General features: G+C 72.2%; 14 protein-coding genes. 9 read left to right on the forward strand and 5 right to left on the reverse strand.

Annotation, left to right across the window (positions count from 1 at the left end):
- Positions 1-6 precede the first annotated feature (6 nt).
- Entirely contained in the window at positions 7-501 is a 495-nt protein-coding gene (locus tag ASF17_RS02360; protein ID WP_055794818.1) for an 8-oxo-dGTP diphosphatase, read from the forward strand.
- A 6-nt stretch (positions 502-507) separates the two neighbouring features.
- Here the strand turns inward: ASF17_RS02360 and ASF17_RS02365 are convergent, their stop codons facing one another.
- From ASF17_RS02365 to ASF17_RS02375, 3 genes are read right to left on the reverse strand one after another with little or no spacing between them, the layout of a single operon-like run.
- Positions 508-729 (reverse strand): hypothetical protein, encoded by a 222-nt coding sequence (locus ASF17_RS02365; RefSeq protein WP_055794821.1) that lies wholly within the window; start codon positions 727-729, stop codon positions 508-510.
- A gap of 11 nt (positions 730-740) precedes the next feature.
- Positions 741-2,072 (reverse strand): ABC transporter permease, encoded by a 1,332-nt coding sequence (locus ASF17_RS02370; protein WP_055794823.1) that lies wholly within the window; start codon positions 2,070-2,072, stop codon positions 741-743.
- Between the two features lie 50 nt (positions 2,073-2,122).
- A complete protein-coding gene (locus ASF17_RS02375; RefSeq protein WP_055794825.1) occupies positions 2,123-3,886 on the reverse strand; it encodes a cation:proton antiporter in 1,764 nt (587 codons plus the stop codon).
- A 144-nt stretch (positions 3,887-4,030) separates the two neighbouring features.
- Here ASF17_RS02375 and ASF17_RS02380 point away from each other — a divergent pair, with 144 nt between their 5' ends.
- The 4 genes from ASF17_RS02380 (at position 4,031) to ASF17_RS02395 (ending at position 8,791) form a co-directional block, all read left to right on the forward strand.
- Positions 4,031-5,572: a carboxylesterase/lipase family protein gene (locus ASF17_RS02380; RefSeq protein WP_055794827.1), complete on the forward strand. Its 1,542-nt coding sequence runs from the start codon at positions 4,031-4,033 to the stop codon at positions 5,570-5,572.
- Between the two features lie 89 nt (positions 5,573-5,661).
- Positions 5,662-6,942 (forward strand): inorganic phosphate transporter, encoded by a 1,281-nt coding sequence (locus ASF17_RS02385; RefSeq protein WP_082474978.1) that lies wholly within the window; start codon positions 5,662-5,664, stop codon positions 6,940-6,942.
- Positions 6,939-7,148, forward strand: coding sequence for a hypothetical protein (locus ASF17_RS02390; protein WP_055794829.1), 210 nt, complete (start codon positions 6,939-6,941; stop codon positions 7,146-7,148). Before ASF17_RS02385 ends, ASF17_RS02390 begins: the two co-directional genes overlap by 4 nt.
- A gap of 128 nt (positions 7,149-7,276) precedes the next feature.
- Entirely contained in the window at positions 7,277-8,791 is a 1,515-nt protein-coding gene (locus ASF17_RS02395) for an aspartate ammonia-lyase (RefSeq protein ID WP_055794830.1), read from the forward strand.
- An 87-nt stretch (positions 8,792-8,878) separates the two neighbouring features.
- On the opposite strand, the gene ASF17_RS02400 is transcribed toward ASF17_RS02395, so the two are convergent.
- Complete coding sequence (locus ASF17_RS02400) at positions 8,879-10,015, reverse strand: YihY/virulence factor BrkB family protein (protein WP_082474979.1); 1,137 nt, start codon at positions 10,013-10,015, stop codon at positions 8,879-8,881.
- Positions 10,016-10,088: 73 nt separating this feature from the next.
- On the opposite strand from ASF17_RS02400, the gene ASF17_RS02405 reads away from it, so the two are divergent.
- Positions 10,089-11,468, forward strand: a complete 1,380-nt coding sequence (locus tag ASF17_RS02405; RefSeq protein ID WP_055794832.1) for a PrsW family intramembrane metalloprotease — start codon at positions 10,089-10,091, stop codon at positions 11,466-11,468.
- Positions 11,469-11,507: 39 nt separating this feature from the next.
- Here the strand turns inward: ASF17_RS02405 and ASF17_RS02410 are convergent, their stop codons facing one another.
- On the reverse strand, positions 11,508-12,824 hold the full coding sequence (locus ASF17_RS02410) for an MFS transporter (RefSeq protein ID WP_235476310.1): 1,317 nt from the start codon (positions 12,822-12,824) through the stop codon (positions 11,508-11,510).
- A 209-nt stretch (positions 12,825-13,033) separates the two neighbouring features.
- Between ASF17_RS02410 and ASF17_RS02415 the strand changes: the two genes are divergently transcribed.
- The 3 genes from ASF17_RS02415 (at position 13,034) to ASF17_RS02425 (ending at position 16,637) form a co-directional block, all read left to right on the forward strand.
- Positions 13,034-13,408 (forward strand): FKBP-type peptidyl-prolyl cis-trans isomerase, encoded by a 375-nt coding sequence (locus ASF17_RS02415; RefSeq protein WP_055795575.1) that lies wholly within the window; start codon positions 13,034-13,036, stop codon positions 13,406-13,408.
- Positions 13,405-14,238, forward strand: a complete 834-nt coding sequence (locus ASF17_RS02420; RefSeq protein WP_156357291.1) for an aldo/keto reductase — start codon at positions 13,405-13,407, stop codon at positions 14,236-14,238. Before ASF17_RS02415 ends, ASF17_RS02420 begins: the two co-directional genes overlap by 4 nt.
- A 107-nt stretch (positions 14,239-14,345) precedes the next feature.
- Positions 14,346-16,637, forward strand: coding sequence for a HelD family protein (locus ASF17_RS02425; protein ID WP_055794835.1), 2,292 nt, complete (start codon positions 14,346-14,348; stop codon positions 16,635-16,637).
- Position 16,638: the final 1 nt, after the last annotated feature.

Genomic DNA, 16,638 nt, shown 5'->3' on the forward strand with positions numbered 1-16,638 from the left:
CGGCGCATGGTCTACCGAGTCTGCGTCGCGTACCTGCTGAGAGAGACCGACGGCCGGTCGGAGGTCCTGCTCGGCCGCAAGAAGCGGGGTCTCGGGACGGGGCGCTACGTCGGGCTGGGCGGCAAGCTCGAAGCGGGGGAGTCCGCGCTCGCCGCGGTCGTCCGCGAGATCGAGGAGGAGGCCGGGGTGACGGTCGCGCCCGACGACCTCGAGCATCGCGGCGACCTGATGTACCTGTTCCCGCATCGGGAGTCGTGGAGCCAGAGCTCGGCGGTCTTCGTCACGACGCGGTGGACGGGCGAGCCGGCCGAGAGCGCCGAGCTCGCCCCCGTCTGGTTCGACGTGGACGATCTCCCTCTCGACGAGATGTGGAGCGACGCCCGTGCCTGGCTGCCCGGCGTGCTGGCCGGGGCGCGCGTGTCGCACGAGTTCACCTTCGGCGAGGATCTCGCCAGCGTCGTCGCCGACCGGGCGCTCGACGCGCGGCCGCCGGTCCGCTGAACCGCGTCAGCGCCCGTCGCGCCGCGATCCGCTCGACCGCACGAAGAAGTCGACGACCCCCGCGACGACGGCCAGTGCGAGCGCCGTCCAGGCGTAGCCCACGAACAGCCCGGCGACGTCGCGCCCGCCCGGGGCGAGCACGATGCTGAGCGCGTAGAGGCCGGCGGCCGCGAGGAGGAGGGCGATGACGATCGCGACGAGCAGGCGGTGCGAGGAGCGGCGGTTCACGACCGGTCAGCCTACCCGCGAGGGCGGGTCGGGATCGGCCGGGTGTCGAGGGCGTCGTCCTCCAGGCCGCCCGGCGAGCCCAGCAGGGGATCGCCCGACGTGCCGTCGTCGAGCTCCCCGCGCTCGTCGACGGCGACGGTCCTGATCGTGCCGGTGTCGCTCGACGCGAGTCCGTGGCGCCGCAGGACGTCGTCGCGCTCCGCGGCCAGGAAGTCCCGGTTCGCGTTCTGCGCGTCGAGGAACATCGTCGTGCGACCCGTCACGATCCGGCGGACCCGCCGACGCTCCCACCACGCCTTGCCGGTGATCATCAGGACGACGCCCACCCCGGCGTAGACGAGCATCATCGTCAGACCCCGGCCGTAGCCCGGCCCCACGTCGTAGAGCGCCCTCTTGAGCATCTCGGTGATGCCGCTGCCCACCACGACGTTGTTGAGCCACGCGAAGGGCTGGGGCATGAACCAGGCCGGATACGCGCCTCCCGAGGCGGGCATCGACAGGAAGACGAACACGATCATCGCGGGCAGCGCGACGAAGCGGCCCACGAAGTAGCTGATGCCGTTGACCGTCAGGCCGATCGCGATGATCCAGCCCCAGCCGAGCAGCACCAGCTCGACGAAGTGCCCCTGCACCGCGCCGACCACGGGCCCGGCCAGCGTGCTGGTGATCAGCGAGATCACGGCCGCTCCCACGACGATCACGGTCGTCCGGGTGCGATGCCGCAGGGGGGCTCCCATCAGCCCGATGAACATGGCGACCATGTAGCCGCCGATGCACCAGGCGAGCATCAGGTACAGCGAGACGGTGCCGTACTCGTCGTACGGAGGCAGCGGCGCCAGATCGGTGACGGCGGGCGCCGGGGCGCCGGACGCCTCGATCACGGGGGTGAGCATCGCCGGGATGAGCGCCGCGACCTGGTACTGGTGGGCGCTCGCGGTGTAGAGCAGGTCGTCGCCGGGGTCATAGGCCACGGCCGCCCGCCCGCTCGTGACGGCCGCGCGGGCCTCGGCTGCGTCGTCGTAGGCCCGCAGATCGATGACGCCCGGCAGACGCTCGTCGAGGGTCGTCTGCAGCTGGGCGGACGACCCCACGACGGCGACGGGCACGTCGTGGGGGTGCGGCGCGTGGAACGCGGCGATGTAGCAGAGGCAGAAGCCGACGATGAAGAACAGCGGCAGCCAGAGCTGGAGCCCGATCAGCTGGAGCGACGGGTGCAGCGTCGAGTACCACCGACGGAAGCGGCCGGGTTCGGGATGACCCGCCACGACCTCGCCGTCGGACGTCGGATCGCCGTCGGAGCCCCCGGTCGAGCCGCCCGTGATCGATGCCCCGGTCGCGTCCATCGCCGCCGTCCTCTCGCTTCGTCGTGCCCCGCCCACGGTACGCCCGCGGATCACGAGCGCCTGCTGGCGAGCGCCGAGGTGTCCATGGCGAGCTCCTCGGCGTCGAGCCCGAGCAGCACCCGGCGCATGACCTCCTCGTCGAGGTTGCCGGCGTCGCGCTCGCGCAGCACGACCTCGCGCCGCTTGGCCAGCAGCTCGCGACGGATGACGCCGATCGCGTGCGGGGCCTCGCGGCTGCTCGCGACCCGGGCGCCGGGCTCGCCGTCGGCGTCCCGTCCGTCCGAGCCGCGCTCGTCGGCGTCGTCGACGGCGGTGCGCTCCAGGGCCTCGTTCTGACGCAGCAGACGGGAGGTGGTCGACCGGACGGCCCGGTCGGTGAGCTCCGCGCCCCAGCGCTCCTCCCAGACGGGACGGCGCCGTTCGACGTAGGCCATGGTCTCGTCGGTGCTGGTGCCGAAGATCTCGAGCTCGGCGGCCAGGTCCCGGTCGCGCTGGGTGTCGTCGCGGACCCCGAGCGCCCTGATCACGACCGGCAGGGTCAGCCCCTGGATCAGGAGCGTGCCGACCGTCACGATGAACGCGATGAGGAACATCGTGTCGCGCGCGGGGACCGCGATGCTCGACTCGGTCACAGCGGGGATCGACACCGCCGCGGCGAGCGTGACCACCCCGCGCATGCCCGTCCACGAGATCACGGTCAGCTGACGCCAGTCCATGCGCGGCTGTGGCCGGTAGCGGACGGTCCGGAGCCCCCGGGTGGCCCGGACGCGCCGGAGCGTCGGCACCCGCCGGAGCCGTCGCAGCAGCGGCGACAGGAACACGTAGCGCGAGGCGCGGGCGGCGTAGTGGCTGCCGAACACGAAGAGCGGGCGGACGAGGATGACGACGGCGAGCACGGCCAGCGCGACCCCGACGCTCTGTCCGAGGCCCCGCTCGCTCTCGGCCACGTCGAGCACGACCGCCTGCAGCTGCAGTCCGATCAGGGCGAAGACGAACCCCTCGAGCACGACGTCGGCGGCGGACCAGAAGGGGCGCTCCTGGAGGCGCGTGGCGTAGCCGGTGCGGGGCGAGTTGAAGCCGACGTAGAGACCGGCGGCGACGACGCCGAGCACGCCCGAGCCGCTGAGCTCCTCGGCGGTGATGTAGGCGACGAACGGCAGGAGCAGGCCGATGACGTTCTCGATGACGGGGTCGTCGATGCGCATGCGCACCCGGTGCGCGACGAAGCCGAGCACGAGCCCGACGGCGACGCCGACGCCGATGGCGAGCCCGAAGATGCCGAGGTCGTCCCACAGGGTGAGGCTCGCGCCGCCGACGATGGCGAGGAACACCTTGACGAGCGTGAGCGACGCCGCATCGTTGATGAGGCTCTCGCCCGACAGCACGGTCATGACCTTGCGGGGCAGGCCGAGCCTCCGGCCGATGGCGGCGGCGGAGACGGCGTCGGGAGGCGCGACCACGGCCCCGACGAGCAGCGCGGCGGGAAGCGACATGTCGGGGATCATCACGTACGCGACGCCGCCGACCGCGAAGGCGGTCACGACCACCGCGCCGACGCCGAGACGGGCGATCTGCGCGCGGCTCTCGCGGAAGTTCAGCAGCGACACGTCGAGGGCCGCCGAGTAGAGCAGCGGCGGGAGCACGACGGTGAGGATCACCTCGGAGTCGATCTCGATGTCGGGGACGCCGGGGATGAGCGACACCAGCAGGGCGACGCCGACCGTCAGAAGCGGGGCCGGCAGACCCCGCCACCGGGCGAAGGCCGTGACGATCAGCGACCCGGTGAGGATGATGAGGAGCTCGGCGAGTTCCATGCGGCGTGTGGCGTCCCGTCGTGTCGGGCAGTCGCGCCGGGTGCAGCGACTGCAAGATGTCGCCTCCATCTTCGCAGCGCGGCGCTAGGAGAACGTCGGGTGAACGCGGCGGACCGTCAGGCGTGACGCTCGTAGCATCATCGGGTGAGCGCACCCGCCGACGACCTCGTCCGAACCATCCCGCAGGGGCGGGTCCGCGGCCTGCGCGAGCGCGGTGTGGTCGCGTGGCGCGGGATCCCCTTCGCCGCGCCTCCGGTGGGTCCCCTCCGGTTCCGAGCGCCGCAGCCCGCCGCCGGCTGGTCGGGCGTCCGCGACGCGACGCGGTTCGGCCCGGCGGCCCCGCAGGATCGCGTGCAGTTCGTGGGGGTCGACGCCACGACGCCGCTCAGCGAGGACTGCCTGACGATCAACGTCGTCGCGCCCGAGGGCAGCGGGCCGGGCGACGACCTCCCCGTGCTCGTCTTCGTGCACGGCGGGGCGTACAGCGTCGGATCGTCTCGCGAGCACCCGCGTCAGGGTGAGACGCTCGTCCGCGAGGGCGGTGTGGTCTACGTGAGCTTCAACTACCGGCTGGGGGCGTTCGGCTACCTCGACTTCACGCACTGGGCCACCGACGAGCACCCGCTCGAGTCGAACCTCGGGCTCCGTGATCAGGTCGCCGCGCTCGAGTGGGTGCGCGACTGCGTGAGGTCGTTCGGCGGCGATGCGGGTCGGGTGACCCTGTCGGGCGAGAGCTCCGGCGGCAACGCCGTCACCACGCTCATGACCGTGCCCCGGGCGCGGGGGCTGTTCTCGGGGGCCATCGCCCAGAGCGCTCCGCCGAACGCGATCTACGCACCCGACGTCACCGAGCGGTGGGCGGGGGAGTTCCTCGAGATCCTGACGCACGCGCTGCACGACGACGACCTCGAATCGACCTCGGTCGACGACGCGGCGGAGCTGCTCGTCCGGGCTCCCACGTCGGCCATCGTCCGGGCCGCGAGCCGGCTGCAGCTCCGGATCCCCGACGAGGATCCGGGGACGATCTGCTTCAGCCCGGTGATCGACGGCGATTTCCTGCCCGAGCGGCCGCTCGACGCGTTCAAGGCCGGGCGCGCGCACCCCGTGCCGCTGATCATCGGGACGAACGACCGCGAGGGCTCCGTGTTCACCGGTCGCCGGGACATCCTCGCGACGACGAAGCCGCGCATCCGGGCCATCTTCGCCGCGACGAGGAAGAAGGCCCGACGCGAGATCAAGAAGCACTACCCCGGCCTGCCCGCCCGACCGGCCGCGCTCGACTTCGGCGGCGACTTCGCGTTCTGGTACCCGAGCGTCAAGGTGGCCGAGCGTCACGCCGTCCATCAGCCGGTCCGGTTCTACCGGTTCGACGCGGCCACGCGCATCCTGCGGGTGGCCGGCATCGACGCCTTCCACGGGCTGGAGCTCTGGGGCATCTACGACCGGATGCGGACCCCCTTCGGCTGGGCGCTCAGCCTGCTGGGCGGGAGGCGCGCCTTCGTCCGGGCATCGGCCCGCACCCGGGCTCGGTGGCTCGAGTTCGTCCGGACGGGCTCGGTCGAGGGCTGGCCGACCTACGACCCGTTCCGCCGCCGGACCCTCATCATCGACGCGAAGGACCGCGTCGAGCATGATCCGCGCGGCGAGCGCCGCCGCGCCTGGCAGGACTTCGTGCCCCACGTCTGACGCGGGGCGACCCCGGGGCGACGCCGGCGGGACACCCGCCGTCCCCCTCCGAGTTGACCGCCGTTCACCTACCTGTGACACTCAGGCCGGTGGATATCACGCTCATCGTCGTCCTGGTCATCGCGGTGGCCCTCTTCTTCGACTTCACCAACGGCTTCCACGACACCGCGAACGCGATGGCGACCCCGATCGCGACCGGGGCGATGAAGCCCAAGGTCGCCGTCACCGTCGCCGCCGTGCTGAACCTCGTGGGGGCGTTCCTCAGCACCGAGGTGGCCAGGACCGTCTCCGGCGGCATCATCCGCGAGGGCGACGGCGGCGTGCTGATCACCCCCGAGATGATCTTCGCCGGGCTCATCGGCGCCGTCGTGTGGAACATGTTCACGTGGCTCCGCGGTCTGCCGTCCAGCTCGTCGCACGCGCTGTTCGGGGGGCTGATCGGCGCCGCGCTGGTCGGGGCGGGCCTCGGCTCGGTCGACTTCGGGGTCGTCCTGTCGAAGGTCGTGCTGCCCGCCCTCCTCGCACCGCTGATCGCCGGGGTCGTCGGCTACACCGCGACGCGGCTGGCCTACACGATCACCCGCCGCCGCGACGACAAGAGCGAGCGCGGGGGGTTCCGGTACGGGCAGATCTTCACGTCGTCGCTCGTCGCGCTCGCCCACGGCACGAACGACGCGCAGAAGACCATGGGCGTCATCACGCTCACGCTCATCGCGGGCGGACTCCTGACCCCCGACTCCGGTCCGCCGTTCTGGGTCGTGGTCGTGTGCGCCTTCGCGATCGCGCTCGGCACCTACACCGGCGGCTGGCGCATCATCCAGACCATGGGCGGCGGTCTGACCGAGGTCAAGCCCACCCAGGGGTTCTCGGCCGAGGCGTCGACGACGGCCACGGTGCTCGCGTCCAGCCACCTCGGCTTCGCGCTCTCGACGACCCAGGTCGCCAGCGGGTCCATCATCGGCGCCGGGCTCGGGCGCCGCGGCTCGAAGATCCAGTGGGGCACGGCCGGCAAGATCGTCGTCGCCTGGTTCATCACCCTGCCGGCCTCGGCCGCGGTCGGCGCCCTGGCGGCGCTCATCGCCTCGGTCGGCGTCGTCGGTCTCGTGATCGACGCGGTCGTCGGCGTCGCGGTCATCGGGGGCATCTTCCTGATCTCGCGCCGTCGTCCTCACGACCAGGGCGCGGCCATCGAGGTCGACCTCGCCGCGACGTCCGTCCTCTCGCGTCGTCGCGCCCGTCGTGCCGAGCGCCGAGGCCGGGTCGACACGCCGGCGGCCGGCGTCGAGGCCCCCTTCGTGCGGATGGACGATCCGCCGGCCCCCGCCCCGACCCGCGGCGGCTCCACCCCCGACGACGAGGTGCGCTCATGATCGACTGGTCCGCCTTCCTCGTCGTGGCGCTGGTGTCGCTGTGCTCCGCCGCCGCGCTCGTCTCGCTCTACTCGCTCGGCCTCCGCCTGCTGACCGTCGACGACCGCACGACGGGCCGGACGGCAGCCGGCTGGGCCTGCTTCGTCCTCTGCGCCGTCGGCGTCCTCTTCGGCATCTACCTGATCGTCCCCGCCCTCCACAGCTGAGGCGGCCTGCGGGCGTCGCTCCGCGCCTCCTCGGCGGACCGGCCCGCGCCCGCTCACGCCGGTAGGGTCGAGGGCATCGCCCGGCCGACGACGACCGGGCCCGACTGACGACCGGAGGCGCACCACCCGTGACGACCGACACAGCAGCCACCCGCACCGAGACCGATTCGCTGGGCAGCCGGGAGGTGCCGGCCGACGCCTACTGGGGCATCCACACCTCCCGGGCCCTCGAGAACTTCCCGATCTCGCAGCGGCCCATCTCGGTGTACCCCGACCTCGTGATCGGCCTCGCCCTCGTGAAGCAGGCGGCCGCTCGGGCGAACGTCGAGATCGGCGTGCTCGATCCGGTCAAGGCCGACGCGATCGAGCGCGCCTGCGTCGAGATCCGCGGCGGGGCCCTGCACGACCAGTTCGCCGTGGGGGTCATCCAGGGCGGCGCCGGCACGTCGACGAACATGAACAGCAACGAGGTCATCGCCAACCGGGCCCTCGAGCTGCTCGGCCACGACAAGGGCGACTACGCCCGGCTGCACCCGATCGACGACGTCAACCGCAGCCAGAGCACCAACGACACCTACCCGACGTCGGTCAAGATCGCCATGGTGCTCACGCTCCGTCGGCTGCTCGACGAGCTCGACCTCCTGGCGACGGCGTTCGCGACGAAGGGCGCCGAGTTCCACGACGTGCTGAAGGTCGGTCGCACGCAGCTGCAGGACGCCGTGCCGATGACCCTCGGCCAGGAGTTCGTCGGCTTCGCCCACACCCTCGGCGAAGACGTGCAGCGACTCCGCGACGTCATCCCCCTGCTCGGCGAGATCAACCTCGGCGCGACCGCCATCGGCACCGGCATCACCGCCGACCCGCAGTACGCCGAGGCCGTCCGTCGTCACCTGGGCGAGCTGTCGGGCATGGAGCTCGTCACGGCACCCGACCTGATCGAGGCGACCAGCGACACGGGCGTCTTCATGACGCTCAGCGGGGCGCTCAAGCGGAGCGCCATCAAGCTCTCCAAGATCTGCAACGACCTGCGGCTGCTGTCGTCGGGTCCGCAGGCGGGGCTCGGCGAGATCACGCTCCCGCCGCGGCAGGCCGGCTCGTCGATCATGCCCGGCAAGGTCAACCCCGTGATCCCCGAGGTCGTCAACCAGGTCGCGTTCTCGGTGGCCGGCGCCGACCTCACCGTCACGATGGCGGCCGAGGCCGGGCAGCTGCAGCTCAACGCGTTCGAGCCCGTCATCACGCACTCGGTCATGCAGAGCCTGCAGTGGATGACCTACGCCTGCCGCACCCTCCGGGTCAACTGCGTCGACGGGATCGAGGCGAACCGGGCGCGACTCAGTCAGCAGGTCGACACCAACGTCGGCAGCGTCACCGCCCTGACGCCCTACATCGGCTACGCGGCCGCGGCCGCGATCGCCCACACGGCGCTGACGACCAACGGCTCGATCTCGGCGCTCGTCGTCGCGGCGGGGCTCATGAGCGAGTCGCAGGTGCAGAAGGTCCTCTCGCCCGCCCGTCTCTCCGGGCTCGAGGCGGTCACGAGCTCGATCCCCGTCATCGACGTCGACGACCCCGCCGCCGCCGTCGCCCGGGCGGCCAACTCGGCCGGGGCGCGGAACCCCGCCGACGAGACCGCCGGCTGACACGCGAGCCCGACCGTCGAGGAGGCGCGGCGCCGCTGCGACCGGCACCGCGCCTCCTTCGCCGTCAGCCCTCGGCGCCGGCGGCCGTCAGGGGGCCGAGGGCGCGTGGCTGGTGGGGTCGACCTGCTCGGAGCGCTCGGCCGCGCGCTCGCGTTCGTCGCCCGTCCGGTCGCTGATGGTGCGGACGTGCAGCCGCCGCAACTCGTCCGGGTCGAGCACTCCGCCGTTCTCGCGCAGCGACCGCTCGCGGATCGCACGGCCGACCCGGACGTCCCAGGCGGTGTTCCGGGCGAGGATGTGATTGCGGGCCGTGTCGCGCATCGGCAGCGGGATGACCTCCTCGGCCTGGACCCCCCGCCGGAGCTGACGCATGCGGAGGATCTCGCTGTCGAGCTCCCCGCCGATCACGAGCACGAAGTTGCTGATGTAGGCGTACAGCAGCACGACCACGACCCCGCCGACCCAGCCGTAGAACCGGTCGTAGTTCGACACCGTCAGCACGTACGTCGCGAACCCGGCGGTGGCGAGGGCCCAGCCGCCGAGGGCGACCATGGCGCCGTACGACACCCACCGCAGGCGCGGCGGGCGCACGTTCGGGGTGAAGAAGTACAGCACCGCGACCGACAGCACGGCGAGTGCGACGAGCACCGGCCACTTCAGCACGTTGTAGAGATCGGTCCACGGCCGGCCGATGCCGACCCGGCCCGCGATGGCCTCGACGAGGGTCGGGGTGACGAGCAGGATGACGGCGATGAGAGCCAGCGACACCATCAGCACGACGGTAACGATCATCATGTGCCCGCGGAACTTCCAGATGCGCCGCCCCTCCTCGACCTCGTAGGCGGTGTTCATCGCGCGGCCGAACGCCGTCGCGTACGCCGACAGCGACCACAGCGTCAGCCACAGGCCGATGCCGAACGCGACGCCGGGGTTCGAGAGGCTGAGCATCTGCTCGAGCGGCCCCCGCAGCGACTCGACCGCGTTCGCCGTCAGGACGTACCGGGCGACCCCCAGGATGTCGGTCACCGCGTCGCCGCCGTCGCCGACGAACAGGGCGACGCCCGAGACCAGGGCGAGCGCGGTGGGCACGAGCGCCAGCAGCGAGAAGAAGGTCAGCGACGCGGCGGCGTCGATGGTGCGATGCCGCAGGAAGTCGTGCCAGACGCGCATCACCACGTAGCGGACCATCGTCGGGTCCTCGGGCAGGGACCGGGTCGAGGGCATCTGCCGAGGGTACCGCCGAGGAGGCGCGGCTCCCGCCCGGTCGGCCGCCGACGGCTGGCTCTAGGGTCATGACATGACCTGGAACGAGCCCCGCGGCCACGATCCCCGCCGATCGTCGACCGTCACTCCGAACCCGCAGCCGGTGTGGTACCCGGTGCAGCCGGTGTTCAGCCGACCCGCGCCTCCTCGGCCCCGCGTCGCCAGCACCGTCGCGCTCGCGGTCGGCTTCACCGTCATCGGGGTGTTCGCGCTCGCCGTGGTCGTGTACTTCCTGATCTTCCTGCGGCCCTCGCTCATCGCCGCCGGGGCCCTCCTCGCCTTCGTGCCGCTCGTGATCGTGCTCGTCGGCATCTGGCTCGTCGACCGCTGGGAGCCCGAGCCGAGGGTCGCGCTGCTCTTCGCGTTCCTCTGGGGCGCCGCGGTCGCGGTCGGGACGGCGCTCGTCGTCGACGTGGTGGTCGGCAACATCCGCGCCGTCGTCGGTCTCGCCGACGGCGACTCGGCCGATCTCTTCGGCGCCGTGGTGCAGGCCCCGCTCGTCGAGGAGGGCGCCAAGGGCTTCGGGGTGCTGCTCGTCCTCTGGATCTTCCGACGGCACTTCGACGGACCGGTCGACGGAATCGTCTACGCCGCGACCGTGGCGGCCGGGTTCGCCTTCGTCGAGAACATCCAGTACTTCGCCGTGCAGGTCGCCGACGACCTCGCCACGGGCAGCCAGGGGCTCGTCTTCACGTTCCTGGTGCGGGCGCTGATGTCGCCCTTCGCGCATGTCATGTACACCGCCTGCACGGGTGTCGCGCTCGGTTACGCCGCGCGGCGCACGGGGCCGTTCGGCGCCATCGGCTTCTTCTTCGTCGGGCTCGTTCCCGCCATCGCCCTGCACGCGCTCTGGAACGGCGCGCTCATCGTGGTCGGCGGGGCGTTCTTCGCCTACTACCTGCTCGTGCAGGTGCCGATCTTCGCCGCGATGGTCGGTCTCGTGGTGTTCCTGCGACGCAGCGAGAGGCGGACGACCCATGCGCGACTCGCCGAGTACGCGGCGGTCGGCTGGTTCAGCGCCGACGAGGTCGCCATGCTGTCGACGTCGGCGGGTCGCCGCCGAGCACGTCGGTGGGCCGCCGCGAACGGGCTCGGCCCGGCCATGAGGCGGTTCGTGTCGGACGCCACGCGACTCGCGGCGACGCGGCAGCGGATGCTCAAGGGGCGGCGCGAGATGGACGCCGTCGCCGGTCGCGACGAGGCCCTCCTGCTGCAGGCGCTCGGCGCGAGTCGCGCCGCATTGCAGGCTCCGCCCACCGCGTTCGTCGGGCATGCGCCGAGGCCCGACGGCGCCCCCCGGGTCGACGGCTCGGGCCGGCCGACGGGCGGCGGGTACGACGGGGACGCCCCGGAGGCGGTCGGACGCCCGGTCATGTACGACCAGTGGGGGCGGGCGCTGCCGCCCCAGTGGTGAGGCCGGGCGCCGGACGCCGGGCGCCGGCCGCCGGGCGGCTCAGGGAGTCGGCGCCTCCGCGTCGTAGCGGCGGAACGACGGGGTGAGCCGGGCGACCACGCCGACCAGCACGACGACGAGCGCCCCGCCGAGCAGCGGCGGCCAGAAGACCCCGACGGCCGCGACGAGGCCGACGAACAGATCGCCGAGGCGCGGTCCGCCGGTCACGACGACGATGAAGATCCCCTGGAGGCGCCCCCTCATCGAGTCCGGAGCCGCGGCCTGCAGGATGGTCGACCGGAAGATCGAGCTGACGTTGTCGGCCGCACCCGCGCCGGCGAGGGCGACGGCCGCAGCGACGAGTGCGACGGGCTGGGCCGCGGCGAGCCCGTCGTCGAGACCGCCTCCCGGTCGCAGGGGGGTGAGCGCCAGCACGAGCCCGAACGCCGCGACGAACGCGCCGTAGACCGCGACGGACCGGTTGACGGCGCGGCCCTGCAGTCGCACCTGCCCGAGTCGGCCGGAGAACACGCTGCTGAGCAGCGATCCGACGGCGAAGGAGGCGGTGAGGGCTCCGACCGTCACCGCGCCTCCTCCGATCACCAGCGTCCCGACCACGGGGTAGAGCACCCGCGGCTGCCCGAAGGTCATGGCGATCAGGTCGACGACGAACGTCGTGCGGATGTTGGGGGAGCGCCGGAGGAACCGCATCCCCTCGGCGAGCGACGACAATCCGGGCCGGCTGGTCGCACCCTCGGGTCGGATCGGCGGCAGCGTGAGGATCCCGACGAAGGCGAAGGAGAAGAGCACGACGTCGACGCTGTAGGTGAGGGGGAACCCGACGCCGGCGACGAGGATGCCGGCGAGGGCCGGGCCGACGGTCAGCATGAGCCCCGTGCCGATGCCGCCGAGGGCCGCTGCGGCGGGCAGGAGGCGCGGGGGCAGCAGGCGGGGCACGATGGCCGCCCGGGAGGTCGAGATCATCGTCCCCGCGACGGCGTTCACGCAGGCGAGCACGTACAGCAGCGCGACCTCCCGGATCCCCAGCCAGGCGTGCAGCGCGATGGCGGCGGTCGAGAGCCAGGCGAAGACGGCGGCGATCAGGGCGACCTTCCGGCGGTCGAAGGCGTCGGCCAGCATGCCGCCGTAGAGCCCGGCGATGATCATCGGGACGAGCGAGAAGGCGCCGACGAGGGCGACGGCGAAGGTCGACCGGGTGATGTCGTAGACCTCGAGTCCCACGGCCACGACGGTGAGCTGCGTGCCGATCCCGCTGACCGTGTTGCCGACGAACAGACGGGCGAAGGCCGGGCTGGCGCGGAGCGGCGAGAGATCGACGACGAGCGGTCGCCGAGCGGAGCCGGGAGGAGTGGACAAGCCTCCATCATCGCCGATTTTGCACGACCCGGCACCGGAGGTATCGTCCATTCGTTCGCATCGATGAGTGGATCTCGGTGCGGATGGACGGTGGGTCGACCACTCGGGCCTCGCAGGGAGGACGCGAGCGGTCGACCCGCCTTCTTCGGCGGGGGCCGCGGGGTGCTCGACCGGTCGACCCGCACGCGACGGGTGGTTGGATGGTCGACATGACTCACGATTCCAGCACCAAGCCCGAGATCGACGCTCCCGAGGGCCCCGCGCCCAGCGAGCTGCAGATCACCGACATCACCGTCGGAGACGGCGACGAGGCGCAGGCCGGCTCGACCGTCAACGTCCACTACCTCGGCGTCGAGTACGACTCCGGCGAGGAGTTCGACTCGTCGTGGAACCGCGGCGAGCCCATCAACTTCCCCCTGGCCGCCCTCGTGCGCGGCTGGCAGGAGGGGATCCCCGGCATGAAGGTCGGCGGTCGCCGCAAGCTCGTCCTGCCTCCGCACCTCGCCTACGGCCCCGCCGGCGGAGGGCACTCGCTCTCGGGCAAGACCCTCATCTTCGTCATCGACCTGCTCGGCGTCAGCTGATGCCGGTTCCGTCGATCGGACTGAACGACGGTCACCTGCTCCCGGCTCTCGGACTCGGCACCTACGGGATGAACGGCTCCGAGGGGGCCGGGCAGATCGCGACCGCCATCGAGTCGGGCTACCGCCTCATCGACACGGCGCTGAACTACGGCAACGAGGGCGCCGTGGGCGAGGCGATCCGCCGGGTCGACGTCCCCCGCGACGAGCTCGTCGTCACGACCAAGCTGCCCGGGCGTCATCACGGGTACGACGAGACCCTCGCCAGCTTCCGCGAGAGTCTCGGGAACCTGGGGCTCGAGCGGGTCGACCTCTACCTCATCCACTGGCCCCTGCCGCGCGTCGACAAGTACGTCGACGCCTTCCGGGCGTTCGTCGCGCTGCAGGAGGAGGGCCTCGTGTCGTCCATCGGCGTCTCGAACTTCACCGAGGCGCACCTCCAGCGTCTGGCGGACGAGACCGGGGTCGTGCCGGCGGTGAACCAGGTCGAGCTGCACCCGTACTTCCCGCAGGCGGCGCTCCGGGCCGTCCACGAGCGCATGGGCATCGTGACCGAGAGCTGGAGCCCGCTGGCGAAGCAGAGCGAGCTGCTCACCGAGGGCGTCGTCACCGACATCGCGGCGGCTCACGGCAGGACACCGACGCAGATCGTCCTCCGGTGGCACGTCGAGCTGGGCGCCGTGCCGGTGCCGAAGTCGGCGGACGCCGGGCGGCAGCGCGAGAACCTCGACGTCTTCGACTTCGAGCTGACGACGGCCGAGGTCGAGGCCATCAGCGGTCTCGAACGCGGACGACTGTGGGACGGCGACCCCGAGACCCACGAGGAGTTCTGAGCGACCCTCGCCGGATCCCCCGGACGCCCCTCGCCTCACGGCGGGGGGCGTTCGGTCGGTCGGCGACGGGTAGACTGACACGCCGACTTTCCCGAAGGGTTGAGTGACTGTTGTCTTCTGAGCTGGACCGCGAACGCGCCTACGTGGGCACGCTCTACTCGCGACTCGACGAGTTGAAAGCCGACGCTCGACGGCGTCTCGAGACCGTGCGACGCGAGACCGTCGGCGGCAACCACCAGAGCCGGAGCGAGCGGGACGCCTACGCGCGGCTGTACGAGGACACCATCGCGCAGCTCGGCGCCGTCGACGAGCGACTCGCCTTCGGCCGTCTCGAGCTCGAGCACCCCGACGAGCTCGGGCAGAGCGGCGACCCCGACGCCCCCGCGGGCGACGGGGGCGGGGGCCGGTACCGGTACATCGGCCGCATCGGGCTCCGCGACCGGGTGCACCACCCGATCCTGCTCGACTGGCGGGTCCCGGGGGCTGCGGCGTTCTACCAGGCGACGGCCGCGACTCCGCAGGGCGTGCGTGCGCGCCGTCACCTGACGCTCGACGGGCGCACCGTGACGCGACTCGAGGACGAGGTCTTCGATCCCGACCTCCTCGACCGCGACGACGTCCAGCTGCAGGGCGAGGGCGCGCTGATGGCGGCGCTCACCGCGCAGCGGACCGGCCGCATGACCGACATCGTCGCGACCATCCAGGCCGAGCAGGACCGCATCATCCGCGCCGGTCTCGACGGGGTCCTCGTCGTCCAGGGCGGACCCGGCACGGGCAAGACCGCGGTCGCCCTGCACCGGGCCGCGTACCTCCTCTACTCGCACCGTGAGCGCCTCCGGGGGTCCGGCGTGCTCGTCGTCGGGCCGTCGCGGTCGTTCCTGCGGTACATCGAGCAGGTCCTGCCGTCGCTCGGCGAGAGCGGAGTCGTCCTCTCGAGTCTGGGCGGCCTCTACCCGGGGCTCGAGACGCAGCTCGACGACGCACCCGCGACGGCGGCCGTCAAGGGCCGGGCCGAGATGGCCGATCTCATCCGCCGCGCCGTGCGCTCGCGTCAGATCCGCCCGACCGAGGCCACGACCATCGACATCAACGGCGAGCGGCTCGTCGTGCACCCCGACCTGATCGGCGACGCGATGCGCCGGGCGCAGGAGCGCAGCAAGCCGCACAACGAGGGCCGTGTGACCTTCAACAAGGCCGCGCTGTCGGCGCTCACGCGACTGCTCGTCGCGCAGATGCGCGAGCACGGCACCACCGTCGACGAGTCCGACGAGGCGGTCCTCCGCGAGGACATCCGGCAGTCGTACGACGTCCGGGTGCTGCTCAACACGGCGTGGATGCCCCTCTCGGCCGAGAAGCTCGTCGAAGACCTCTTCGCGCGCCCGAACTGGCTCGCCTCGCTGACCCCGCGGTGGAGCCCGGCCGAGCGCGCGCTGCTGCAGCGACCCCGCGGGTCGGAGTTCACCATCTCGGACGTCCCGCTCCTCGACGAGGCGGCCGAGCTGCTCGGCGAGTTCCAGGCCGGGGTCGACCCCGACAAGCTGGCGCGCAAGCAGCAGCGCAAGCGCGACATCGAGAACGCGGAGCGCGCGATCGAGAACATGGGGGTCGAGGGCATGGTGTCCGCCGAGCAGATCGCAGGCGGCTTCGCCGAGCGGGCCGCCTCGATGACCACGGCGGAGCGAGCGGCGGGCGATCGCACCTGGGCCTTCGGGCACGTGGTCGTCGACGAGGCGCAGGAGCTCTCGCCGATGCAGTGGCGTCTGCTGTCGCGGCGCTGCCCCCTGCGGTCGTTCACGGTCGTCGGCGACATCGCCCAGGCGTCCAGCCCCGGTTCGGCCACCTCATGGGACCGCGCCCTGCAGAGCCTCCTCGGGCGGCGCCGCCGGGGGACGGAGGCGCCGACGAGCGCACCCTGGACCCTCGAGGAGCTGACGGTCAACTACCGCACTCCCACGCAGATCGTCGAGTACGCCGAGCGCATCGCCGTGGCCTCCGGGCTCCACGTGACTCCCAGTCGTTCGGTGCGGTCGAGCGAATGGCCCGTGCGCGAGGTGACGGGCGCCTCCTCGCGGGACGACTTCGTCCGCGCGACGGTCGAGGCCGTCCGGGCGGACCGTGCGATCGACTCCGACGGGACCCTCGCCGTGATCGCGCCCGCGCAGGCGGTCGGCGCGCTCGTCGACGCGCTGGCCGAGGCCTTCCCCGGTCTGGTGGCCGCCGGCACGTCGTCCCTGACCAGGCCCGTCTCCGTGCTGAGCCCCGCGACGTCGAAGGGTCTCGAGTTCGACTCGGTCGTCGTGGTCGACCCCGAGCGCATCCGCACCGGGTCGGAGCGCGGCAACGCGAGTCTCTACGTCGCGATGACGCGCCCCACCCAGCGGCTCACGCTGGTCGGCTGAC

Source organism: Frigoribacterium sp. Leaf263 (genome assembly GCF_001422285.1).
Taxonomy (GTDB): domain Bacteria; phylum Actinomycetota; class Actinomycetes; order Actinomycetales; family Microbacteriaceae; genus Frigoribacterium.